23 protein-coding genes and 4 tRNA genes are annotated in these 21,102 nt (G+C 67.5%); 10 read left to right on the top strand and 17 right to left on the bottom strand.

Features of this window, described 5'->3' with window-relative positions; all coding sequences use genetic code 11:
• Positions 1–188: 188 nt before the first annotated feature.
• Entirely contained in the window at positions 189–575 is a 387-nt protein-coding gene (gene rplL, locus AB5J62_RS02100; protein WP_370946399.1) for a 50S ribosomal protein L7/L12, read from the bottom strand.
• A 51-nt stretch (positions 576–626) separates the two neighbouring features.
• On the bottom strand, positions 627–1,181 hold the full coding sequence (gene rplJ, locus AB5J62_RS02095) for a 50S ribosomal protein L10 (RefSeq protein ID WP_370946398.1): 555 nt from the start codon (positions 1,179–1,181) through the stop codon (positions 627–629).
• Positions 1,182–1,473: 292 nt separating this feature from the next.
• Between rplJ and AB5J62_RS02090 the strand changes: the two genes are divergently transcribed.
• Positions 1,474–2,286: a hypothetical protein gene (locus AB5J62_RS02090; protein ID WP_370946397.1), complete on the top strand. Its 813-nt coding sequence runs from the start codon at positions 1,474–1,476 to the stop codon at positions 2,284–2,286.
• On the opposite strand, the gene AB5J62_RS02085 is transcribed toward AB5J62_RS02090, so the two are convergent.
• The 6 genes from AB5J62_RS02085 to AB5J62_RS02060 form a co-directional block, all read right to left on the bottom strand.
• The gene (locus tag AB5J62_RS02085) at positions 2,283–3,056 is read right to left on the bottom strand and encodes an alpha/beta fold hydrolase (RefSeq protein WP_370946396.1); all 774 of its coding nucleotides are present in this window, start codon (positions 3,054–3,056) and stop codon (positions 2,283–2,285) included. The two genes, AB5J62_RS02090 and AB5J62_RS02085, sit on opposite strands and share 4 nt — an antisense overlap.
• Before the next feature lie 74 nt (positions 3,057–3,130).
• Positions 3,131–3,847: a 50S ribosomal protein L1 gene (gene rplA / locus AB5J62_RS02080; protein ID WP_370946395.1), complete on the bottom strand. Its 717-nt coding sequence runs from the start codon at positions 3,845–3,847 to the stop codon at positions 3,131–3,133.
• 89 nt (positions 3,848–3,936) lie between these two features.
• Positions 3,937–4,371 carry a 50S ribosomal protein L11 gene (gene rplK / locus AB5J62_RS02075; RefSeq protein ID WP_091293549.1) on the bottom strand — a complete coding sequence of 145 codons (435 nt, stop codon included), beginning with the start codon at positions 4,369–4,371 and terminating at the stop codon, positions 3,937–3,939.
• A gap of 79 nt (positions 4,372–4,450) precedes the next feature.
• On the bottom strand, positions 4,451–5,254 hold the full coding sequence (nusG, locus tag AB5J62_RS02070; RefSeq protein ID WP_370946394.1) for a transcription termination/antitermination protein NusG: 804 nt from the start codon (positions 5,252–5,254) through the stop codon (positions 4,451–4,453).
• Between the two features lie 77 nt (positions 5,255–5,331).
• Positions 5,332–5,730: a preprotein translocase subunit SecE gene (secE, locus tag AB5J62_RS02065; protein WP_091293545.1), complete on the bottom strand. Its 399-nt coding sequence runs from the start codon at positions 5,728–5,730 to the stop codon at positions 5,332–5,334.
• Positions 5,731–5,756: 26 nt separating this feature from the next.
• Positions 5,757–5,829 (bottom strand) — tRNA-Trp (locus tag AB5J62_RS02060).
• 296 nt (positions 5,830–6,125) lie between these two features.
• Here AB5J62_RS02060 and AB5J62_RS02055 point away from each other — a divergent pair.
• Positions 6,126–7,025, top strand: a complete 900-nt coding sequence (locus AB5J62_RS02055; RefSeq protein ID WP_370946393.1) for an SGNH/GDSL hydrolase family protein — start codon at positions 6,126–6,128, stop codon at positions 7,023–7,025.
• On the opposite strand, the gene AB5J62_RS02050 is transcribed toward AB5J62_RS02055, so the two are convergent.
• From AB5J62_RS02050 to AB5J62_RS02025, 6 genes are all read right to left on the bottom strand, one after another.
• Positions 7,022–7,426: a MaoC family dehydratase gene (locus AB5J62_RS02050; RefSeq protein WP_370946392.1), complete on the bottom strand. Its 405-nt coding sequence runs from the start codon at positions 7,424–7,426 to the stop codon at positions 7,022–7,024. The genes AB5J62_RS02055 and AB5J62_RS02050 overlap by 4 nt on opposite strands.
• Positions 7,423–7,872: a MaoC family dehydratase N-terminal domain-containing protein gene (locus AB5J62_RS02045; protein WP_370946391.1), complete on the bottom strand. Its 450-nt coding sequence runs from the start codon at positions 7,870–7,872 to the stop codon at positions 7,423–7,425. The genes AB5J62_RS02050 and AB5J62_RS02045 overlap by 4 nt, the downstream gene beginning before the upstream one ends.
• Before the next feature lie 127 nt (positions 7,873–7,999).
• Positions 8,000–8,164, bottom strand: coding sequence for a 50S ribosomal protein L33 (gene rpmG, locus AB5J62_RS02040; RefSeq protein WP_091293539.1), 165 nt, complete (start codon positions 8,162–8,164; stop codon positions 8,000–8,002).
• A gap of 90 nt (positions 8,165–8,254) precedes the next feature.
• A tRNA-Met gene (locus AB5J62_RS02035) sits at positions 8,255–8,327 on the bottom strand.
• A gap of 51 nt (positions 8,328–8,378) precedes the next feature.
• Positions 8,379–8,451 (bottom strand) — tRNA-Thr (locus AB5J62_RS02030).
• Between the two features lie 79 nt (positions 8,452–8,530).
• Entirely contained in the window at positions 8,531–11,206 is a 2,676-nt protein-coding gene (locus AB5J62_RS02025; protein WP_370946390.1) for a putative bifunctional diguanylate cyclase/phosphodiesterase, read from the bottom strand.
• A gap of 239 nt (positions 11,207–11,445) precedes the next feature.
• Here AB5J62_RS02025 and AB5J62_RS02020 point away from each other — a divergent pair, with 239 nt between their 5' ends.
• The 3 genes from AB5J62_RS02020 (at position 11,446) to lon (ending at position 15,763) form a co-directional block, all read left to right on the top strand.
• Complete coding sequence (locus AB5J62_RS02020; RefSeq protein ID WP_370946389.1) at positions 11,446–12,396, top strand: GNAT family N-acetyltransferase; 951 nt, start codon at positions 11,446–11,448, stop codon at positions 12,394–12,396.
• Between the two features lie 52 nt (positions 12,397–12,448).
• On the top strand, positions 12,449–13,306 hold the full coding sequence (locus AB5J62_RS02015; protein WP_370946388.1) for an SAM-dependent methyltransferase: 858 nt from the start codon (positions 12,449–12,451) through the stop codon (positions 13,304–13,306).
• An 84-nt stretch (positions 13,307–13,390) separates the two neighbouring features.
• The gene (lon, locus tag AB5J62_RS02010) at positions 13,391–15,763 is read left to right on the top strand and encodes an endopeptidase La (RefSeq protein ID WP_370946387.1); all 2,373 of its coding nucleotides are present in this window, start codon (positions 13,391–13,393) and stop codon (positions 15,761–15,763) included.
• A gap of 46 nt (positions 15,764–15,809) precedes the next feature.
• On the opposite strand, the gene AB5J62_RS02005 is transcribed toward lon, so the two are convergent.
• The gene (locus tag AB5J62_RS02005; RefSeq protein WP_370946386.1) at positions 15,810–16,430 is read right to left on the bottom strand and encodes a DedA family protein; all 621 of its coding nucleotides are present in this window, start codon (positions 16,428–16,430) and stop codon (positions 15,810–15,812) included.
• A 107-nt stretch (positions 16,431–16,537) separates the two neighbouring features.
• Between AB5J62_RS02005 and AB5J62_RS02000 the strand changes: the two genes are divergently transcribed.
• Together AB5J62_RS02000 and AB5J62_RS01995 are read left to right on the top strand one after the other, a co-directional pair.
• Positions 16,538–17,677 carry a sensor histidine kinase gene (locus AB5J62_RS02000; RefSeq protein WP_370946385.1) on the top strand — a complete coding sequence of 380 codons (1,140 nt, stop codon included), beginning with the start codon at positions 16,538–16,540 and terminating at the stop codon, positions 17,675–17,677.
• Positions 17,668–18,312: a response regulator gene (locus AB5J62_RS01995; RefSeq protein ID WP_370946384.1), complete on the top strand. Its 645-nt coding sequence runs from the start codon at positions 17,668–17,670 to the stop codon at positions 18,310–18,312. Before AB5J62_RS02000 ends, AB5J62_RS01995 begins: the two co-directional genes overlap by 10 nt.
• A 63-nt stretch (positions 18,313–18,375) precedes the next feature.
• Here AB5J62_RS01995 and AB5J62_RS01990 read toward each other — a convergent pair whose 3' ends face one another.
• Positions 18,376–19,320, bottom strand: coding sequence for an SCO0930 family lipoprotein (locus AB5J62_RS01990; protein ID WP_370946383.1), 945 nt, complete (start codon positions 19,318–19,320; stop codon positions 18,376–18,378).
• Between the two features lie 172 nt (positions 19,321–19,492).
• On the opposite strand from AB5J62_RS01990, the gene AB5J62_RS01985 reads away from it, so the two are divergent.
• A complete protein-coding gene (locus AB5J62_RS01985) occupies positions 19,493–19,726 on the top strand; it encodes a hypothetical protein (protein ID WP_370946382.1) in 234 nt (77 codons plus the stop codon).
• Between the two features lie 163 nt (positions 19,727–19,889).
• On the opposite strand, the gene AB5J62_RS01980 is transcribed toward AB5J62_RS01985, so the two are convergent.
• Positions 19,890–19,971, bottom strand: a tRNA-Tyr gene (locus AB5J62_RS01980).
• Positions 19,972–20,087: 116 nt separating this feature from the next.
• Between AB5J62_RS01980 and AB5J62_RS01975 the strand changes: the two genes are divergently transcribed.
• Together AB5J62_RS01975 and AB5J62_RS01970 are read left to right on the top strand one after the other, a co-directional pair.
• Positions 20,088–20,579, top strand: coding sequence for a YajQ family cyclic di-GMP-binding protein (locus AB5J62_RS01975; protein WP_091293521.1), 492 nt, complete (start codon positions 20,088–20,090; stop codon positions 20,577–20,579).
• Between the two features lie 137 nt (positions 20,580–20,716).
• Positions 20,717–21,091: a PASTA domain-containing protein gene (locus AB5J62_RS01970; protein WP_370946381.1), complete on the top strand. Its 375-nt coding sequence runs from the start codon at positions 20,717–20,719 to the stop codon at positions 21,089–21,091.
• The last annotated feature ends 11 nt before the right edge of the window (positions 21,092–21,102 follow it).

The raw sequence follows: 21,102 nt of genomic DNA, 5'->3' as shown, positions 1-21,102 counted from the left end.
CATCCGGCCGTGACCGGACACCCGCAGCACCGTAGTGCACATCGCACTTTCCCGCAGAAAAAGAGTCGTGAGTGGTACGGCCGGTTCTAACCGGTCAAAACACTCACGACCCAAAAGAAAAGGGTGAGCACTCGTGAAGAGTGCCCACCCTTTTCAGAAGTGGAGCCAGTCCGCCTAGGCGGCTGAAATCACTTGATGGAGATCTTGGCGCCCGCGGCCTCGAGCTTCTCCTTGGCGGCCTCGGCGGCCTCCTTGTCGACCTTCTCGAGGAGAGCCTTGGGGGCGGCCTCGACGAGGTCCTTGGCCTCCTTCAGGCCCAGACCGGAGACGACCTCACGGACGACCTTGATGACCTGGATCTTCTTGTCACCGGCGGACTCGAGGACGACATCGAACTCGTCCTGCTCCTCGGCGGCGGCCGGGGCGGCACCGGCGGGGCCGGCAACGGCCATGGCGACCGGGGCGGCGGCGGTGACGTCGAAGGTGGTCTCGAACTCCTTGACGAAGTCCGACAGCTCAAGCAGCGTCAGCTCCTTGAAGGCGTCGATCAGCTCGGCGGTGCTCAGCTTAGCCATGATGGCTTCCTCTCTGAAAACGAACTAAAAGAGTTCGGGGTGGTGGGGTGTTCAGCTCTCGGCAGGTGCTTCGGCGGGTGCATCGCCAGACTCGTCCTTGCGCTTGTCTTCCAGCGCGGCGGCCAGGCGGGCGACCTGGGCAGCGGGAGCCTGGAACAGCGCCGCGGCCTGGGACAGCTTCGCCTTGAACGCACCGGCGGCCTTGGACAGCAGGACCTCACGGCTGTCGAGATCGGCGATCTGGCTGATCTCGTCGACGGTGAGGGCGCGGCCGTCCATGTAGCCGCCCTTGATGACAAGCGCGTTGTTGTCCTTCGCGAAGTCGCGAAGCGCCTTCGCGGCGTCGACCGCTTCGCCGGTGACGAAGGCGATGGCGGTCGGGCCGACGAAAAGGTCCTCGAGGCCCTCGACGCCGGCGTCCGTGGCGGCACGCTTGACGAGGGTGTTCTTCGCGACCTGGTAGTTGGCGCTGGTGCCGAGAGCAAGACGCAGCTTGGAAAGCTGGGCCACGGAAAGACCGGAGTACTGCGTGACAACGGTTGCCGAGCTCGTGCGGAAGTTCTCCGCGATCTCGGCGACGGCCGCCACCTTGTCGGGCTTCGCCATGGTCGCCTCCTCTCTTGGCTAGTGATCACTGGCCTGAAGGAGTCCCCGAAACGACGAAAACGCCCCAGCGCAGACAGGCGCGGGGCGTCGAAATACACCGTTAAGTGCTAGCCTCGTTCCTCCTGCGCGGGCCGCCCGTGGCAACGGGACCTTCGTTCTCCGCGCCAGGAGGCGCGGAAGAAAACCAGCGGTCTTCGGTAGAACCGTTGACCAGCATACGTCACCGCAGATCAGCCTTGTTTCGGCCCCCCTTTAGCGGGTAAGAGGGCACTGGAACGGGCATCATGTACGGGTGGCGGAACAGCGTGGAGACGACCAGCCGGGCAAGGAGCTCCAGCCGAGCACCCCGAGCTCACCGCAACCACTCGACGAGGAGCAGCTGCGGCAATTCCAGCAGTTCCAACAGTTCCAGGACTACCTGAAGTTCACCGAAGCCCAGCGCCAAGGCGGCGGTGTCGTGCCCGCTCAGCCGCAACCTTCCTGGCAGCAGGGCCCGCCCGGCGAAATCGTGCCAGCGCCGCCGCGCAAGATGAAGGCGCCGAAGTGGGCAACCTGGCTTGGCAAGAAGGTGCTGGCCTGGGTGATCGCGATCGTCCTGCTCGGCCTGGCCGCGACCTGGGCGTACAACCACTTCTTCCCGAGCGACGAAGGCAAGACCTCGGAGCAGCTCGCGAAGGAAGGCGGCGGCACCTACAAGACGAACCTGCTCTACTCGACCACCCCGTACGAGGCGGTCTGGTTCATCTACAACAACGTCGCGCAGAACATCCCGAAGGACGCCTGCCTGCGGTTCAAGAACGGCGCCGACCAGAAGTTCGCCGGTCACATGGGCTTCACCGACTGCAAGACCGCCGTCGAGGCGCTGCACGCGAAGGTCACCAACCAGAGCGACTACGCGCGCTCGATGCCGATGAGCGTCTCCGACCCGATCACCAGCGACACCCTGACGATCAGCTCGTGCAAGTTCGGCGGCGCGCACGACGGCCCGCCACTGGGCGCCTTCGTGGTCCAGAAGGTCAACAAGGGTCAGTGGATCATCATCGACCACCTGGAGGAGCCGGACCCCTGCCCGGCTCCGTCCCCGACGACCGGCCCAACCCGCTAAACGTCCTGGGCCACCAGGAAATCGACCAGGGCGCCCGAAAACTCCGGCGACATGATCGCCGCCAGGTGATCACCCGGCACTCGGATCAGCCGGGCTCCCGCGATCGCCGCCGCCAGCCGCTCGGGCTCGGCGGCCAGCGGATCCTGGTCGCCTGCGACGACGAGTGTCGGAACGGTGATCGCCGTCAGGTCCATCTGCGTCGGCCGCGCCGCCCGCGCGACGGCGGCCAGCGCCTGCCGATCGGCGCCCAGCATGTCGGCCAGCACTCGGAAAGCCGCGCTGGCGGGCGGCAGTGAGTGCGTCTCCTCGGCCAGCAAGGCGGCACTGATCTGCTCCGGCGTGACCACGCGCGTGTCGACCCCGCCGAAGTCGACGATCCCGGATCCGACGCCACCGGTCGCCAGGCACCGCACTCGCTTGTCGGCGGCGGTGACGCCCAGCGCGATGATCGCGCCCATCGAGTAGCCGACGAGCGAAACCTCGTCCAGCTCAAGGAAATCGAACAGCGCGGAGACGTCACGGGCCATCGTGTCTTCGCTGTAGCGGGACTCCTCGTGCGGCTTCTCCGAACGGCCGTGGCCACGGGCGTCGAGCGAGATCACCGTGAACCCGGCCGCGGTCAGCGCGGCGACGACGCCCGGTCCCATCCAGTTCGCGTTCGTGTCGGCGGCGAAACCGTGCTGCAGCACCACGGGGCGGCGGCGCGAGCCGTCGCCGTCCCACTTGGTGAAGTTGAGCTGAAGTCCGTCGAACGAGGCGAAAGTCGGCATCCCCTTATCTCACACGAAAAAGGGCGGCCCCGCCGGAAGCGGGACCGCCCTTTTCAGTGATGTCTAACTCAAACTCACGCCTCGTCGGCGACGAGCAGGTTGCGCGTGCGCATCGGGTCGACCGGGATACCCGGGCCCATCGTCGTGGCGAAGGTGACCTTCTTGAGGTACTTGCCCTTCGCGGAAGACGGCTTGGCACGCAGGACCTCGTCCAGCGCGGCCGCGTAGTTCTCCACCAGCTTCTCGGTGTCGAACGAGGCCTTGCCGATCACGAGGTGCAGGTTGGCCTGCTTGTCGACGCGGAAGTTGATCTTACCGCCCTTGATGTCCGAGACGGCCTTCGCGACCGCGGGGGTCACGGTGCCGGTCTTCGGGTTCGGCATCAGGCCACGCGGGCCGAGGATGCGGGCGATACGACCGACCTTGGCCATCTGGTCCGGCGTCGCGATCGCGGCGTCGAAGTCGAGCCAGCCACCCTGGATGCGCTCGATCAGTTCGTCGGTGCCGACCGCGTCAGCGCCGGCGGCTTCGGCCTCGGCGGCCTTGTCACCAACGGCGAAAACGATGACGCGAGCGGTCTTACCGGTGCCGTGCGGCAGGTTCACGGTGCCGCGGACCATCTGGTCGGCCTTACGAGGGTCGACACCGAGGCGCATGGCGACCTCAACGGTGGCGTCCATCTTGGTCTTGGAGGTCTCCTTGGCCAGCTTGGCGGCCTCGAGCGGGGCGTACAGCCGCTCGCGGTCGACCAGCTCGGCGGCCGTACGGTAGGCCTTGCTGTGCTTAGGCATTGCTTCTGTCCCTAACTATCGAAACTGGATCAGTGTGGTGTGTGAGCCAGCACTTGGCTCTCCCACGTGGTGCTGGTGACGAAAAGACGTCAGTCGACGACCGTGATGCCCATCGAGCGAGCAGTGCCGGCGATGATCTTCGCGGCCTGGTCGATGTCGTTGGCGTTCAGGTCGGTCTTCTTCGTGGTGGCGATCTCGCGGACCTGGTCCCAGGTGACCTTGGCGACCTTGGTCTTGTGCGGCTCGCCGGAGCCCTTCTCGACGCCGGCGGCCTTGAGCAGCAGCTTGGCGGCGGGCGGGGTCTTCAGCTTGAAGTCGAACGACCGGTCTTCGTACACGGAGATCTCGACCGGGACGACGTCCCCGCGCTGCGACTCGGTCGCGGCGTTGTAGGCCTTGCAGAACTCCATGATGTTGACGCCGTGCTGACCCAGCGCGGGGCCGACCGGCGGCGCGGGGTTGGCCGCACCCGCCTTGATCTGCAGCTTGATGATCGCCGCAAGCTTCTTCTTCTTGGGTGGCATTTCTGTGTGTCCTTCTTAACTGACTTGAGTCCCCCGCACACCTGCCAGTGCCCGGGGACTGCCGGCCGTCTCGCGGCCGTCAGATCTTGGAGACCTGGTTGAACGACAGCTCGACCGGCGTCTCCCGGCCGAAGATCGAAACCAGGACCTTCAGCTTCTGCCCGTCGGCGTTGACCTCGGAGATCGTCGCGGGCAGCGTGGCGAACGGGCCGTCCATGACGGTGACCGACTCGCCGACCTCGAAGTCGACCTCGACGGTCCCGCCGCCGAGCTGCGCCTCCGCCGAGGCGGTGTCGCCCTTGCCGGGCTTGGCCGGCGCGGTCTTCTCGACCTGCGGGGCGAGGAACTTCAGCACCTCGTCCACGGTGAGCGGCGAGGGCCGCGAGGTGGCGCCGACGAACCCGGTGACACCCGGGGTGTTGCGCACCGCGCTCCACGAGGCGTCGTTCAGGTCCATCCGGACCAGGATGTAGCCGGGCAGCACCTTGCGCTGCACCTGCTTGCGCTGGCCGTTCTTGATCTCGGTGACCTCTTCGGTCGGCACCTCGATCTGGAAGATGTAGTCCTCGACGTCCAGCGTCTGCGTACGGGTTTCGAGGTTGGTCTTGACCTTGTTCTCGTAACCGGCGTACGAGTGCACGACGTACCACTCGCCCGGCGCCGCGTTGAGCTCGGCGCGCAACTGCGCGACCGGGTCGTCGGCGGCGGGAGCCGGCTCGGCTGCTTCTTCGTCAGCAGCTTCTTCGGCGACGTCGGCGTCCTCCGCGGCCACCTCGACGGGCTCAGTGTGTACGGAGTCCTCGTCGCCGAGGGCCGAGTGCACCTGCTCGTCGGAAAGCTCGGTCAGATCCTGACCGGCTGCTGTGCCGTTCTCGGAGGTCACGTTCCGTCCTCTCAACCTTGATCGCTACGTGCCGTGTTCGCCCCGGGCAGGGGCCCGCGTCGACGCCGCGGGCGCACTCAGCCGAACAGCCAGAACACGCCCTTAGCGAACAACAAGTCCAAACCACTGACCAGCGCCACCATGAAGATGACGAAGACCAGCACGACGGTCGTGTAGGTGACCATCTGCTTGCGCGTCGGCCAGATGACCTTGCGCAGCTCCGCCCAGACCTCGCGGGCGAACCGCATGAGGCGGCTCAGCGGGGAGGACTTCTTCTCCTTGCGATCACGCTTCGGAGTGGGCCGGTCCTTCGCGTCGGCGCTCTTGTCCTTGGGTGCCTTGGCATCCCCGGACTTGCCCGACGGGCGTGCGGAGGCGCGGCGCTCACGCCGCTCAGCGGCGGTGGTCGGACGCGAAGCCTTGGGCTCCTGCTCCGTGTCCTTCTCGCCGCTGGTGTCGCTGTCGCTCACGACCACTCCTCCGCTTCACCACGTGGTTGACGCAGGGGTGACAGGACTTGAACCTGCAACCTGCGGTTTTGGAGACCGCTGCTCTGCCAATTGAGCTACACCCCTTTGGGACCCACCCTAGCGGTCCCGAGGACGCATTTCACCGTCCCCACCATCCTGGCGGGGATGACCGTAGTGCGTTCCAAGACCAGAAGTCTACGGCAACCCGAACCGGCCTTCGCAACCGCGCCCCACTACTCGGTCTTCCAGCAGCTCACCGGCCTGAAAGCGGGATTTTCCACGCACCCTCCTTCAGTCGCGCCGACAGGACACCGGGCCGACCGAAAAGTGACTGCGATCACAGCATGGCATCACCCGGTGCGTCGACGCGGGCGCCGCCGAGTTCGCGTAGAAACGAACGCGTGGGGAAGAAGAGCGGCGGAGGCTGCCTGCTGGTCGTGGTGATCGCCGCGGCCGTGCTCGGCTTCGGCTACTACAAGTCGAAGCACGGGTCCTCCGACTCGCCGCCGGACGGCCCGGCCACCGGCGGCGGCACCGGCCGGTATGTCGCGCTCGGTGACTCGTACACGTCCTCGCCGAAGACCGGCAACGCCGCGGGCACGCCGGCGGGCTGCGACCGCTCCACCAACAACTACCCGCACCTGGTCTCGGCGAAGATCAATCCGGCCGAGTTCGTCGACGTCAGCTGCAGTGGCGCGACCACCGACCACCTGACCGGCGCCCAGGCCACCCGCAACGGCACCAATCCCCCGCAACTCGGCGCGCTGAACGCCGAAACCACGTTGGTGACGCTCGGTATCGGCGGCAACGACGTCGGCTTCATCGGCATCGGCAGCACCTGCGCCACCACGAACGCGAACGCGTCGCCCTGCCGCGACCGGTTGACCGCGGGCGGGCGCGACCAGCTCGCCGAGGGCATCGAAGCGACGGCGCCGCGTATCGGGCAGGTGCTCGACAAGATCCACGAAAAGGCCCCTCAGGCCCGCGTGATCGTCGTGGGCTACCCGACGGTGCTTCCGGACGGGGACGGCTGCTGGCCGACGCTGCCGGTCGGCTCAGGCGACGTGGCGTACTTCCGCGAGGCGCTCGGCAAGCTGAACGACATGCTCGCGGACCAGGCGAAGTCCCATGACGCGGGTTTCGCCGACACGGCGACGCCCAGCAAGGGCCACGACCTCTGCACGGCCGCGGGCACGCGCTGGATCGAACCGGTCGTGCCCGCGGCGAAGGCCATTTCCTTGCACCCCAACGCGAAGGGCGAGCAAGGAATGGCCGACGTGGTGCTGAAGTTGCTCGACTAGAGCTTGACCACGGTCTGGGCCTTGCCCAGCACGGTCTTCCCGTCGAACTTGGCGGTGATATCGACGCGCGCGGTCCCGTTGTCGCGGACCTCGGCGACCTTCGCGGTGAACTCGACGAGCGCGCCGTCGGCGTCGTCGGGCACGACGACCGGCCTGGTGAAGCGGACGTAGTACTCCAGCAGCTTGCCGGGGTCGCCCAGCCAGTCGGTGACGATCCGGCCGGCGAGCGCCATGGTGAGCATGCCGTGCGAGATGACGTCCGGCAGGCCGACCTCCTTGGCGAACCGCTCGTTCCAGTGGATCGGGTTGAAGTCGCCTGACGCGCCCGCGTAGCGCACGAGCTGCTCACGGGTGACGTGCACGGTGACCGGCGGCAGCTGGGTTCCGACCTCGACGCTCACGCTTCTTCCCTCCTGACCACCAGCTGGGCACGGGTCGTGCAGACCAGGTCGCCGCCGTCGGCTGCGATGTCGGCGCGCAGGGTGATGAAGTCGTTGCCCGCGCGGTCCATGATGTCGTCGACGTGGACGGTCAGCGACAGCACGTCGCCGGCGTGCACCGGGCGCACGTGGTTGAACGACTGGTCGCCGTGCACCATCCGCGAGTAGTCGAGTCCGAGCTCGGGGTCGGAGACGACCACGTTGATCGCGGCGAGGTTGATCGTGGTGAGGAAGGTCGGCGGGGCGATCACATCGGGATAGCCTGCCGCCTTGGCCACTTCCGGGTCACGGTAGATCGGGTTGGCGTCGCCGATGGCGTCCGCGAACTCCTTGATCTTCTCCCGGCTGACTTCGTACGTGCTGGTCGGCGGGTAACTCCGCCCGACAAAAGATTGATCGAGGGCCACCCGGCGAGACTACCCGCCGCCGTGTTCACCCGGCCGCCGCGAGCCGGGCCGGTAAGTCACCTCACAGCAAAAAGCCGTCCCGGCCAGGCCGGGACGGCTCATGCGAAGCGTGGAAGAACCGCTTACGTCAGCGGGTCTCTTTGTGAGTCCGGTGCGTACCGCAGTTCGGGCAGAACTTCTTCATCTCCAAGCGGTCCGGGTCGTTGCGCCGGTTCTTCTTGGTGATGTAGTTGCGGTGCTTGCACTCTTCGCACGCCAGCGTGATCTTGGGTCGCACGTCAGTGGAAGCCACAGCATTTCCTTTTCTCTAAAGATCAAAGCAGTTCACAGCGGTCCGATGATCACTGTGGAGAAGGGCGGGGCCGTAAGGTCCTACCCAGCGTAGCGATGGCCGGACTTGAACCGGCGACACAACGATTATGAGTCGTTTGCTCTGCCAACTGAGCTACACCGCCCTGTACATGACCCAAGCCGCGACACGCGTGCGTATCGCGGCCAGATCACCGAGCCCCTTTACGGAATCGAACCGTAGACCTTCTCCTTACCATGGAGACGCTCTGCCGACTGAGCTAAAGGGGCCTGTTCTCGACTTGTTGCGCTGTAAAGATTACACAGGCCCTCGGGACCCTTGCGCAGGGGGGTACCCATTCGAGAAACCTCAGGTCAGAAGGGTCAGCACGGTCTCCTGATGCCTTCCGAGCGAGCGAGCCGTCCTCGCCTGCAACCAAGCCTCCAGGCGGTCCTCGGGCAGCGGACGGGAGATCAGGTAGCCCTGAGCCACGTCACAGCCCATCGCCTCCAGCTGATCGCGCGCGACGTCCTCTTCGACACCTTCCGCAACGACCGTCAGGCCGAGCGAGTGACCGAGCTCGACGATCGAGCGCACCACGGCGAGGTCGCCGAGGTCGGTGCCCATGCCGAGCACGAAGCTCTTGTCGATCTTCACCTGGTCGACCGGGAGCTGGCGCAGGTAAGCCAGCGACGAGTAGCCGGTGCCGAAGTCGTCGACGGCGAGTTCGACGCCGAGCGCCGACAGCTCACGCAGGATCGGCAGCGCCTTCTGCGGGTCCGACATGACGCCGGACTCGGTCAGCTCGAACGTGACCAGCGACGGCGGCACGTCGAAGCGTTCCAGCGCCGCGGCGACCTTGGCCGGGAATTCCTCGTCGGCCAGGTTGCGCACGGAGATGTTGACCGCGGCCGAGATGCGCAGGCCTTCGTCGAGCCACTTGCGCACACGCTTCAGCGACTCTTCGAGCACGAACTCCGTCAGCACGCCGATCAGGCCTGCCGCCTCGATGGCGGGCACGAATTCGTCGGGGCCGAGCCTGCCGAACTCCGGGTGCACCCAGCGCACGAGCGCCTCGACACCCGCGACCTGACGGTTCGGCAGCGAGATCTTCGGCTGGTAGTGCACCGAGACCTGGCCGTCCTCCAGTGACTGGCGGAACTGGGTGACCATCTGGAAGCGGCGCATGAAGATCTGGCCCATGCTCTGCGCGTAGCCGCGGACCTCCTCGCCGCCCTTCGTGGCGCGGACGGCGACGTCGGCGCGCTGCAGCAGGATGTCGATGTCGATCTGCTCGCCGGCCTCTTCCGGCGCCGCGTAGCCGACCATCGCGTTGGCTTCGACGAGCAGCCGGTCCACCGGATACGGCGCGGAGAGGTCGTCGCGCAGCCGCTCGGCGGCCTGGTGCGCGTTCTCGGGCGCGACGTCGACCAGCAGCGCCGCGAACGAGGCGCCTTCGAGCCGCGCGAGCGGGACGTCGGGGCCGAGCGCGTCCTTGAGCCGTCGGCCGGCGGCGACCAGCATGCGGTCGGCCCAGGTGTAACCGAGCGCGTCGCTGACCGTGGAGAAGATGTCGAGATCGATGCGCAGCACGACCGAGTTCGGGAACTCGCGCAACGGTTCGCGGGCGACGTGCCGGAAGCCGAGGCGGTTGAGGTGGCCGGTCAGCGGATCGTGATAGGCGTCGTGGCGCAACGTGGCCAGCAGGCGCCGGTTGTCGAGCGAAGTGGCCAGGTGACTCGCCATCGTGCCGAGCAGCTGGACGTCGTACTTGCCGAAACCACGCCAGCGAGACAGCCGGTCGTGCGCCTCGACGACACCGAGAAGCTGGTTCGCGCTGCGCAGCGGCACGACGAGCGCCTCCTGCGCGCCGCGGTCGAGCAGCGCCGCGCGGACGTCGGGATTCGCTTCGGTGATCCGGAAATGCCGGACATGCGCGCCGGGCAGGCGCAGCAGCGGATCGTCGCTCGCGGCCTCGCTGACCGGCAACGCGTCCCCCGCGACGACCACGCGCATGGCGTCGGTCGGTTCGAGCCGCAGGCGCAGCACGACCCGGCCCGCGGCGAGCTGATCCTTGATGCGCTCGGCGATCGTCGCCCATTCACGGACGTCGACGCCGCCGACGAGATCGTCCGACCGGCTCGCCGGGCGCGCGGCGGCCTGCTGGCCGGATCGCGCGACCATCAGGCTGACGTCGGAGAGCGCTTCCATGTCCCGCTGCTCACGCAGTAGATCCGAGTACGCCCAATACAAAGCGGTGAGGCCGACGAAAACGGCGAGCACGAGCGGCCAGGCTTCCGGAGTTCCGGAAATGACCAAATAGCCGGACAAACCGACCGAAGCGTTCACGAAACCGACGACCAGGATCCGGCCGGTGAGCCGCAGCGCGGTGCTGACCCGCATCCGGCGGCGCAGCACGCGGACGGCGGCGAGCGCGAGCAGCGTGCTCACCAGCGGCGCGGTGAGCGTGCCGGCGAGCGCGGCTGGCCAAGGCATGGTCGCCGGATTGCCCATGGCCTGCTTGACCAGCCCGGCGACCGCGAAGGCGCCGGTGATCTCCAGCAGGAAGGCGCCGGCGTTGTAGAGGACGCGGCCCGCGACCTTGCGCGCCAGCAGTGTGCCGATGCCCGCGACGACATGCGCGGCCAGCACGACTTCGAATGGCGCGATGAAGAAACCGATGACCAGCGGGATCTCGGTGAACGAGATGGTCCACGAAATGCCACTGCGGACGTCGACGTTGATACCGAGCTGTTCGGCGAGCAGGAACGCGAGCGCGAGCACCGCGCCGATCCACAGCAGGCTCGCGTCGCCCGTGAAGGGCAGCCAGGTGCCGACGGCGATGGCCGCGGCGATCCCGAAGGTCAGTACCGCGGCGGTGTAGACACGAAAGCGCAGTTCGTCCGTGCGCGCCTCCGACATCGGCGCAGGACCGGCCGCGGCCGGTCCTGGAGCTCCGGAACCTGATGTGACGGCGCCACCCCTGCTGCCCGAAGCGACCGAAGTGACGCCGGTCGGATCAGGCCTGCCGTTCAAGTCCGGCATGCGACCTCCTAACGAGGGCAATACTGTACCCCGGAGGGCGTACTCAAGTCCCTTTCGAGACAGTATGAGATCACCCCAGGGTTAACAATGGGCCAGCTGCGCTGACCTGCGTGGACCAGGGAGTGAAATTGGAGCGTTATTCGCGTTACGACGGTGGCTCGCCGTAGCGACGGCGAATCATCCGTAGGGGTGTTCTCTAGGGGCTTGGCTTCAGGTTCCACACGGACTTCAATTGCCCCATGAAAGCCGATGTGATAGATGCGGAGCACGCGTCGAGGGTCACCAAGGTGGACTCCCTGCTCCCCGAAATCCCCGTCCTCAACGCCGATGACGTGCAGCTCGTCGGCGATCCCGAGATGATCACGGTGAGTGTCGGCGACTCCGCTGGCTCCGGTCTCGCGACGCGTCGCTCCGTGCCGGAAGACTCTCCGCGTTCCTCTTGGCAAGCGCTTACCGAGCACCGGCTGGAACTCAAACTGGCGGGCCCGGAACCGGCGGCGGCCATCTCCGCGCTCCTTGATCAGTGGGAACTGCATCTCGCAAATGTCGCTCGAAAGGGTGACACCGAAACCGCCGCGGTGATCGCCAGGCCAAGTCGCGACACGATCGGTTCCGCGGAACTGCTGCAGCACGGTTTCGCCCCGGTGGTCGGGATCGCCGTCCGGCCGGCGGAACGCCTCGCCACGACCGGCCCGGTCACCACGCCCGGTGTCCGCATCCGGCCCGCCGAACTCGGCGACCTGCCCACGGCGGTGCACCTGCAGCTCGAACTGCAGCGCTACGACGCGCAGTTCGGCATGACCACGATGCGCCCCAACGCGGAAGAGATGGTCACCGAAGAACTGCGCGGGCTGCTCTCCGACGAGCCGACGATGTGGATCGCCGAGTTGTACGGCCAGCCGCTCGGCATGGTCCGGGTGCAGCTGCCCGATCAGTCCTTCTGGATCTCCTCGTGCGTCAACGCGGCGCGCGTCGGTTATCTGTCGTCCTTGGCGGTCGCGGAACCCGCGCGGTCGTCCGGTGTCGGAACCGCGCTGGCCAACCACGCGCACCAGGTGCTGGAGGAGTCGGGCGCGGAGGTCACGCTGCTGCACCACGCGCTGGCCAGCCCGCAGTCGACGCCGTTCTGGTACGCGCAGGGTTATCGCCCGCTCTGGACCTTCTGGCAGCGACGGCCCGCTGTTCGGTAATCGTTGCCTGGCAGAGGTTTTGGCAGGGTTCGCCACTACTACGCTGGCCGCCATGTCAGACCACCGCGACAACGCACCGAAGACGCCGGACGGCGTGGACACCACGAAGCCGTCCGCGGCCAGGGTCTACGACTGGTATCTGGGCGGGACCCAGAACTGGGCCGTCGACCGCGAGTTCGGGCGCCGGGTGGAGCAGCTGTGGCCGCTGATCAAGCCGATCTCCCGGCAGAACCGGGCGTTCATGGGCCGCGTGGTGCGCGCGGCGCTGGACGCGGGCATCCGCCAGTTCGTCGACCTGGGCTCCGGGGTGCCGACGGTCGGGAACGTGCACGAGATCGTCGGCGACCGGCTCCCCGGCGGCGGCGCGAAGGTGGTGTACGTCGACTACGAGCCGGTCGCGGTCGCGCATTCCACGCTGATCCTGGAGCAGGACGAAGCCACCGAATGGGCGGGCATCGCGCAGCAGGACATCCGCAAGCCGCACGAGGTCTTCCGCGACCCGACGGTCAGCCGCCTGATCGACTGGGACGAGCCGGTCTGCGTACTGATGATCACGGTGATGCATTTCGTCGGCCCCGACGACGACCCCGAGGGCCTGATCGCGCAGTACCGGTCCAAGCTCGCGCCGGGCAGCTGGATCGGCCTGACCCACGCGGCCTGTAAGGACAGCGCCCCGCCCGACCGCGCGGCGGAGGTCCACCGGTTCATCGACGCGTACAAGGACACGAGCAACCCGGCGTGGATGCGGACCGACGAGGAGATCCTCCCCTGGTTCGGCGGCTGGCCACTGCTGGAACCGGGGATGACCTCGCTCCCGGACTGGCGCCCGACCGCGGACCCGAACCCGATCGAGGCTCAGACTAGGCACTTCGCTTGGTGCGCCGTGGCCGAGAAACCCCGCCAAAGCTGATCGCTAGCAGCGAACACTCTTTTGGAAACAAACAGCACCTTCGGAAAGTTGAGCTAGTCAGACTCAACTACTGAGGAGTGCCTGATGAGTGAAAACCGCCTCCTGCCCGTTCTACCCCTCGACGACGACGTCGCGCTGCCCGGCATGATCATCCCGCTGGACCTCTCGGACTCCGAGACGCGCGCCGCGGTCGAGTCCGCACAGGCAGGTACCCCTTCGTTCCCCGGCATCCGGTCGAACACCAAGGGCGAAGTGCTGCTGGTTCCCCGCCTCCACGGCGAGTACGCCGAGTTCGGCGCGATCGCGACGGTCGAGCGGATCGGGCGGGTCCCCGGTGGCAAGACCGCGGTGCTGCTGCGCGCCACCAAGCGTGCGGCCGTCGGCCGGATCGCCGACGGGCCCGGCGCGGCCCGCTGGGTGCACGCCGACGACGCGACCGAGCTGAGCGGCGAGCGCGCGGCGAAGCTGGCCGCCGAGTACAAGGCCGTCGTGATCTCGATCCTGCAGCAGCGCGGCGGCTGGCAGCTGATCGACGCCGTCCAGCAGGTCGAGGACCCGTCCGCCATCGCGGACCTGTCCGGCAACGCGCCGTACCTGAGCACCGAGCAGAAGCTCGAACTGCTCACCACCCTCGACGTCGCCACCCGGCTGGAGAAGGCGCTGGAGTGGAGCCGGGAGCACCTGGCCGAGCTCGAAGTGACCGAGACCATCCGCAAGGACGTCTCCGAGGGCATGGAGAAGCAGCAGAAGGAATTCCTGCTGAAGCGCCAGCTCGAAGCGATCCGCAAGGAGCTCGGCGAACTCGACGGCACCGCCGAGGACACCGACTACCGCGCCCGCGTCGAGGCCGCCGACCTGCCGGAGCACGTCCGCAAGGCCGCACTGTCCGAAGTGGACAAACTGGAGCGGACCTCCGACCAGTCGCCGGAGGGTGGCTGGATCCGGACCTGGCTGGACACCGTGCTGGAGGTCCCGTGGAACACCCGCACCACGGACGTGCACGACATCGCAGGCGCGCGTGCGGTGCTCGACGCCGACCACGCCGGCCTCGACGACGTCAAGGAACGCATCATCGAGTACTTGGCGGTGCGCAAGCGCCGCGCCGAGTCCGAGGTCGGCGGCAGGCGTAACGGCGCCGTGCTGGCACTCGTCGGCCCGCCGGGTGTCGGCAAGACCTCGCTCGGCGCGTCCGTCGCGAAGGCGATGGGCCGCGAGTTCGTCAGGGTCGCGCTCGGCGGCGTCCGCGACGAGGCCGAGATCCGCGGTCACCGGCGCACCTACGTCGGCGCGCTGCCCGGCCGTCTCGTCCGCGCGCTCAAGGAGGCCGGTTCGATGAACCCGGTCATCCTGCTGGACGAGGTCGACAAGGTCGGCGCCGACTACCGGGGCGACCCGACGGCCGCGCTGCTCGAAGTGCTGGACCCCGAGCAGAACCACACCTTCCGCGACCACTACCTCGAGGTCGAGCTCGACCTTTCGGACGTCGTGTTCCTGGCGACGGCCAACGCGCTGGAGACCATCCCCGGCCCGCTGCTCGACCGGATGGAGCTGGTCACCCTCGACGGCTACACCGAGCACGAGAAGGTCACCATCGGCCGCGATCACCTGCTCCCGCGCGAGCTGGAACGAGCCGGGCTGGCCCCGGGCGAGGTCGTGGTGACGGACGCGGCGCTGAGCCGGGTCGCGGGCGAGTACACCCGCGAGGCCGGCGTCCGCGACGCGAACCGGACCATCGCGAAGATCCTGCGCAAGGTGGCCACGAAGGTCGCGCTGGACGAGGCCGAACTGCCGGTCACCGTCGACGCGCCCGATCTGGACGGCTACCTCGGACGGCCCCGGCACCTGCCGGAATCCTCGTTGCCGGCCACCACCCAGCGGACGGCGATTCCCGGGGTCTCGACGGGGCTGGCCGTCACCGGCGCCGGCGGCGACGTCCTCTACATCGAGGCGTCGTTGGCGGACCCGGAGTCCGGCGCGACCGGCCTCACCCTGACCGGTCAGCTCGGTGACGTGATGAAGGAGTCGGCGCAGATCGCCCTGTCCTACCTTCGCTCGCACGGCGCGGAGCTCGAACTGCCGGTCGCCGACCTCAAGGAGCGTGGCATCCACCTGCACGTCCCGGCGGGCGCGGTGCCGAAGGACGGTCCTTCGGCTGGCATCACCATGGTCACGGCGCTGGCTTCGCTGCTCTCCGGCCGGGTCGTGCGCTCGGACGTCGCGATGACCGGTGAGGTGTCGCTGACCGGGCGGGTGCTGCCGATCGGCGGGGTCAAGCAGAAGCTGCTCGCCGCGCACCGGGCCGGGATGAAAACGGTGATCATCCCTCAGCGCAACGAGCCCGACCTCGACGACGTCCCCGCCGAGGTGCTGGCCCAGCTGGACGTGCACGCCGTCGCCAACGTGCGCGACGTGCTGGAGCTGGCGCTGGCGCCCGCTTCGGTACCTGTCGCGGCCTAGCGGTCTGATTCGGCGGGCTTTATCCCTCGGGGTAAAGCCCGCTGTCTCATGCACGGGCCCGCAATCGCGTGGTCGCGAAGAGCGCGGCAGCAAGCACGACCGCGCCGATCACGAGGTACTGGAAGATCGAGGCGTAGTCGTTCACCAGACGCCAGTTCTGGCCCAGTAGATAGCCCGCGACGACGAACACCGTGTTCCAGCACAGGCTTCCGAGCGTGGTGAGTGCCAGGAACTTCGTGAAACGCATGCGTTGTATGCCCGCGGGCAATGAGATGAGACTGCGGAAGATCGGCACCATTCTGCCCAAGAGCACGGCTTTCGTGCCATGCCTGGCGAACCAGGCCTCGGTACGGTCGAAGTCGGCCGCCTTGACCAACGGTATTCGGGCCACCAACGCGCGGGTGCGCTCGCGGCCCAGCAGCAGACCGAGTGTGTAGACGATGATCGCGCCCGCGACGGAGCCGGCCGTGGTCCACGCGAGTGCGCTGAACAAGGTGAAAGTGCCTTGGCCGGCGGCAAAGCCGGCCAGTGGCAGTACGAGTTCGCTGGGAATGGGCGGGAAGAGGTTGTCGAGCCCGACGATCAGTGCCGCGCCTGGTCCGCCGAGCGAGTCCATGAGACCGACGGCCCAGCCGGCGAGGCCGCCGGGCGATGCGATGTTTTCCATGCATTCGAAGCTACGAATCGGACCGTTCGCGCACACTGCGGAACACCGCAGAAAAGACTGTGGAAAACCGCAATACGCCTCCTGATCAACCCGGCTAACCTGCGGGTATGAAGGAATCCATGCCCCGCCGCGCACTGCTCGCGACCGGCGGCCTCGCGCTCGGCGGGGTCACCGCCGTCCTCGAGTTGTGCTTCCTCGTGCTCGGTTCGCCGATGCTGCTGAGCTATGACGGGCGCGAGTCGCTGCGGACGAACGCGGCCGACCTGGCCAGGCTCGAACAAAAGCGGCTCGCGCGTTTTTTCAATGAACAGCCCGATTCGGACTCCACCCACAGTCGCTCGATGCTGTACCTGGCCGCGCGGTCCGGCGCCGGTCTGCTCGGTGTCGGCGTCTTCGCGCTCATTCTGTACGGAGCGGCCTCCGCGGTCATCCTCGCCGGGCAGTACCTCACCGGAAGCAACCCCAACGGCGGCAGGCCAGCCGAGTGGTACGAACACCCGATCGCCGTGCTGGCGTTCGGTCTCCTGCTGTTCTTCCTGGCCGTGCAAGGCCTGGTCGGCGTCGTGGTGCTGGAACGCAAGCTGGCCAGGTACTTCTTCGCGCTGACCGAAGCGGAGCTGCAGAACCGCAGGATCAGGGAACTGAGGATGAGCCGGATGCTCGTCGTCGACGCGCTCACCAACGAACGCCGCCGGATCGAGCGGGACCTGCACGACGGGGTTCAGCAACGCCTGGTCGCGCTGGGCCTGCTGCTCGGCAGGGCGCGGCGCGCCACCGACCCGGCGCACGCGGCCGATCTGCTGCGCCAGGCACACGTGGAGTCCCAGCTAAGCCTGACCGATCTGCGTGACGTGGCGTGGCGGGTATACCCGATCGCGCTCGACGAAGGGGGCCTGCACACCGCGCTCGAAGCACTCGCCGAGCGCTGCGGCATGCCCGTCCGGCTGAACTACGACCTCACCGGGGAGGTGACGCAAGCCATCGAAAGAGTCGCCTACTTCGTCGCGTCGGAGGCGGTCACGAACACGGTCAAGCACGCGGCCGCGACCAAGGTCGAAATCGGCGTGAGCCGGGTGGGTGACCGAGTGCATGTCCGAGTCACCGATAACGGCCAAGGTGGCGCGAGGACATCGGGAAGCGGGCTGTACGGGCTGGCTCGCCGGGTCGGCGCCGTCGACGGCGAGTTCACTGTGGACAGTCCGGCCGGTGGCCCGACCGTCGTCGAGGCGGTGCTGCCGTGCGGCTGATCCTCGCTGAAGATTCCACGCTGCTGCGCGAAGGGCTGGTGCGGCTGCTCGCCGAAGAAGGACACGACGTCGTCGCCTCGGTGGCCGACGGGGAGGCGCTCGTCTCAGCGGCGGCCGCGTACCAGCCGGACGTGGTCATCACCGATGTCCGCATGCCGCCGACCCACACCGACGAAGGTCTGCGTGCCGCCTTGGAGATACGGCGCCGGTGGCCGGAGACCGGAGTGCTGGTGCTTTCGCAGTACGTCGAGAAGCGCTATGCCGCCGAGTTGGTGACCGGGGACAGCGAGCGCGTCGGGTACCTGCTGAAGGACCGCGTCTCCCAGGTCGGCGAGTTCCTCGACGCGCTGGACCGGGTCGGGGCGGGTGGTGCCGCCTTCGACCCCGAGGTCGTCCGGCGTCTGCTGGCGAGGACCTCGCGGACCGATCCGCTCGGCAAGCTGACCGCACGGGAGCGTGAAGTACTGGAGAAAATGGCTGAGGGACACATGAACTCGAGCATCGCGGCGCTGCTGCACATCTCCCAGAGCGCGGTGGAAAAGCACGTGAACGCGATCTTCGACAAGCTGGAACTCTCGCACAGCGCGGGTTTCAGCCGCCGGGTGCTGGCCGTCCTGCGTTATCTGGGCACATGAGAAACGCCCCGCCGAACTGCTGGCACAGTTCAGCGGAGCGCTTCCTTTTGACGGGTTACGCGATCAGTAGCCGTAGCCGCCGTTGTCCGCCGGAGCGGCGGCAGGCTGCTGCGGGGCAGCCGCCGGGGCGGTGCCGACCTTGCAGCCGGCGGGCTCGATCGCGAACCAGGTACCACCGACACCGTTGCCGTTGGCCTCGCCCGGCTTGGTGTCCTTCGAGTAGCGGTAGACGGCCCAGCCGCCGACGGTGACCTGCTCGGAGCCGTCGGCACGCTTCACGGAACCGACGATCTTCGGGTCGACACCCTGCAGTTCGACCTTGCCCTGGACCAGCAGCGGCGGCCAGGTCTTCGCGCAGTCACCGTTGCAGGTGGCCTTCGAAGGCTTCTTGCTGTCCTTCTCGAACAGGTAGAGCGTCATGCCGTTCTGGTCGGTGAGCACCTTGCCCAGTCCCGAAATCTCGGACGCCGTGAGCTTGGTGGTCTCCTTCTCCGGTGCGGGCGCCGGCGCGGCGGCCTGCCCGGCCTTGCCGCCCTGCGGGGTCACCGCGAACCAGGTGTTGCCGACGCCCTGGCCCTTGGCCTCGCCCGGCTTGGTGTCCTTGGCGAACCGGTAGACGGCCCAGCCCTTGACGGTGACCTGCTCGGAGCCGTCGGACCGCTTCACCTTGCCGACCAGGGTGGCGTCCACACCGGACAGTTCCGGTGCCGCGTCGCCGACGAGCAGCGGCGGCCAGGTCTTCGCGCATTCGTTCTCGCAGTTGGACTTCGAGGGATTCGCGGTGTCCTTATCGAAGCGGTACAGGGTGAATCCGCCTTGTTCGGTCAGCACGTTGCCGACACCGGTGACGTCGGTCGCCGTCAGCTTCACCGAGGTCTCCTTGGCGACCTGCTGCACGGCGACCGGCGCCGCGTTCGTGGTCTCGGCCGGACCACCGGCGCAGGCGCTGAGCACGGTCAGCCCGAGTGCGCTGAAGGTGACGGCGGCGGCGATTCGGTTGCGGGACATGGGACTTTCTCCTTCGGCTGTGGGCTGGTCCCGCGCTCCCCGCGGCGACCGACACCATCCACACGCACCCCCTCGAAAACCGGTTCAAAGGTTTTCGGAAGTTTTTTCGCCGACCCGCTCAGCCTGCCGGTCACGCCTTGATCCCTTAGCCTCGAAAGTGGAGGTGGCAGAGGTGAACAGCACCGTCAAGGCATGGACGATCGTGGCAGCCGTGACCATCACCTTCGGCGCACTCGTGCTCTCCTGGGGCTCGATCAGCCATCAGGCGACCGCCGACGAACCGGACGCGAACATCGGCGCGGGCATCGCACTGACCTTCGGCCCGTACATCGTGGGCATCGGCCTGCTCGCGGGCGCGGTGGCGGCGGTGACCGCACTGTCCCAGCGCCGCACGACGAAGCGCTGACCCTTCACCACGGTGGTGTGGCGCGCGCCACTCACCTGGCACTCCACCGCCGATCCGGCGCGGACAGGCCCACCCGAGCGACCGCCGCCGCATCCGGCACCTAGGCCGGAACGACAACACCCCGCCGCCTGCTTTCGCAGGTCAACGGGGTGTTGTCGTACTGTGGCGAGTGAGGGATTCGAACCCCCGAAGGCTGAGCCGTCTGATTTACAGTCAGATCCCTTTGGCCGCTCGGGCAACTCGCCGTTGGCTGGCGGACCAGCCGTCAAGAAGAGTACCCAACCGCGTTGCGGGGTCGTCAACCGGGGAGGGGCTAGGGTGGAAAGCCCTGACAAGTTGCGAGCACGAGGTGTGAGAACACGTGGCGGATCCCTCTTTCGACGTGGTGAGCAAGGTCGACCGCCAGGAGGTGGACAACGCGCTGAACCAGGCTGCCAAGGAGCTGACGACGCGGTTCGACTTCCGCGGGACCGGTACCAAGATCGACTGGTCCGGCGAGGAGGCCATCGCGATCGAGTCGGAGACCGAGGAGCGGGCGCTGGCCGCCGTCGAGGTCTTCAAGGAGAAGCTGATCAAGCGCAGCATCTCGCTGAAGGCGTTCGAGGCCGACGAGCCCGCGCTGTCCGGCAAGATCTACAAGATCGGCGGCAAGATCATCCAGGGCATCGCCTCGGACAAGGCGAAGCAGATCGCCAAGTTCATCCGCGACGAGGGCCCCAAGGGTGTCCAGGCGCAGATCCAGGGCGACCAGCTGCGGGTCTCCGGCAAGAAGAAGGACCAGCTCCAGGACGTCATCGCGCTCCTCAAGGGCAAGGACTTCGAGATCGCGCTGCAGTTCACGAACTACCGCTGACCGGGTAAGGCCGCCCGTGCGCGGGCGGCCCCCGCTTCACCATGGTGTCGCTACGTAATGGCGTGGTTTCGCCGCGTCGCTGGGCGGGTATCTGTTTTCCTCCGGAAGACTTCGCCGGGGTTCAGGACGGGGTAGCCATGGCAGCGACGAGAAGACGTTGGGTCGCGGGGGCGATGGCCGGGTGCGCGCTGCTCGCCGGGTGCGGTGCGACCGGTGCGCAGACTCCGCCGGGTGGGAGCACGACGGAGAAAGCGCCGGATGGGCAGCCGACGAGTTCGGAGAAGGCGCTGATCACCGTGCCTGATGTGACCGGTATGAATCACCAGCAGGCGCAGGACACCATGCAGGCGGCCGGGCTCTACAACCTGCGTGAGGTCGATGGGAAGGGCCTGGGGCGGGCGCTGGTCGTCGACAACAACTGGGTGCAGACAGGGCAATCGCCTGCCGCCGGGACCAAGGTGGCCGCCGACACGGTGATCACGCTGACCGCGGTCAAATACACCGACAAGTAAGCGCACCCGGC

Origin of the sequence: Amycolatopsis sp. cg5 (genome assembly GCF_041346955.1) — a bacterium.
In the GTDB taxonomy this organism is placed as follows: domain Bacteria; phylum Actinomycetota; class Actinomycetes; order Mycobacteriales; family Pseudonocardiaceae; genus Amycolatopsis.
Note: the sequence above shows the minus strand (reverse complement) of the source record. Positions and strands in the feature narration are given on the sequence as shown.

Coding starts and splice junctions, on each gene's coding strand:
- rplL (WP_370946399.1), bottom strand. CDS start 575: ATGGCTAAGCTGAGCACCGCCGAGCTGATCGACGCCTTCAAGGAGCTG.
- rplJ (WP_370946398.1), bottom strand. CDS start 1,181: ATGGCGAAGCCCGACAAGGTGGCGGCCGTCGCCGAGATCGCGGAGAAC.
- AB5J62_RS02085 (WP_370946396.1), bottom strand. CDS start 3,056: ATGCCGACTTTCGCCTCGTTCGACGGACTTCAGCTCAACTTCACCAAG.
- rplA (WP_370946395.1), bottom strand. CDS start 3,847: ATGCCTAAGCACAGCAAGGCCTACCGTACGGCCGCCGAGCTGGTCGAC.
- rplK (WP_091293549.1), bottom strand. CDS start 4,371: ATGCCACCCAAGAAGAAGAAGCTTGCGGCGATCATCAAGCTGCAGATC.
- AB5J62_RS02025 (WP_370946390.1), bottom strand. CDS start 11,206: ATGCCGGACTTGAACGGCAGGCCTGATCCGACCGGCGTCACTTCGGTC.
- AB5J62_RS02020 (WP_370946389.1), top strand. CDS start 11,446: ATGAAAGCCGATGTGATAGATGCGGAGCACGCGTCGAGGGTCACCAAG.
- AB5J62_RS02015 (WP_370946388.1), top strand. CDS start 12,449: ATGTCAGACCACCGCGACAACGCACCGAAGACGCCGGACGGCGTGGAC.
- lon (WP_370946387.1), top strand. CDS start 13,391: ATGAGTGAAAACCGCCTCCTGCCCGTTCTACCCCTCGACGACGACGTC.
- AB5J62_RS02005 (WP_370946386.1), bottom strand. CDS start 16,430: ATGGAAAACATCGCATCGCCCGGCGGCCTCGCCGGCTGGGCCGTCGGT.
- AB5J62_RS02000 (WP_370946385.1), top strand. CDS start 16,538: ATGAAGGAATCCATGCCCCGCCGCGCACTGCTCGCGACCGGCGGCCTC.
- AB5J62_RS01990 (WP_370946383.1), bottom strand. CDS start 19,320: ATGTCCCGCAACCGAATCGCCGCCGCCGTCACCTTCAGCGCACTCGGG.
- AB5J62_RS01970 (WP_370946381.1), top strand. CDS start 20,717: ATGGCAGCGACGAGAAGACGTTGGGTCGCGGGGGCGATGGCCGGGTGC.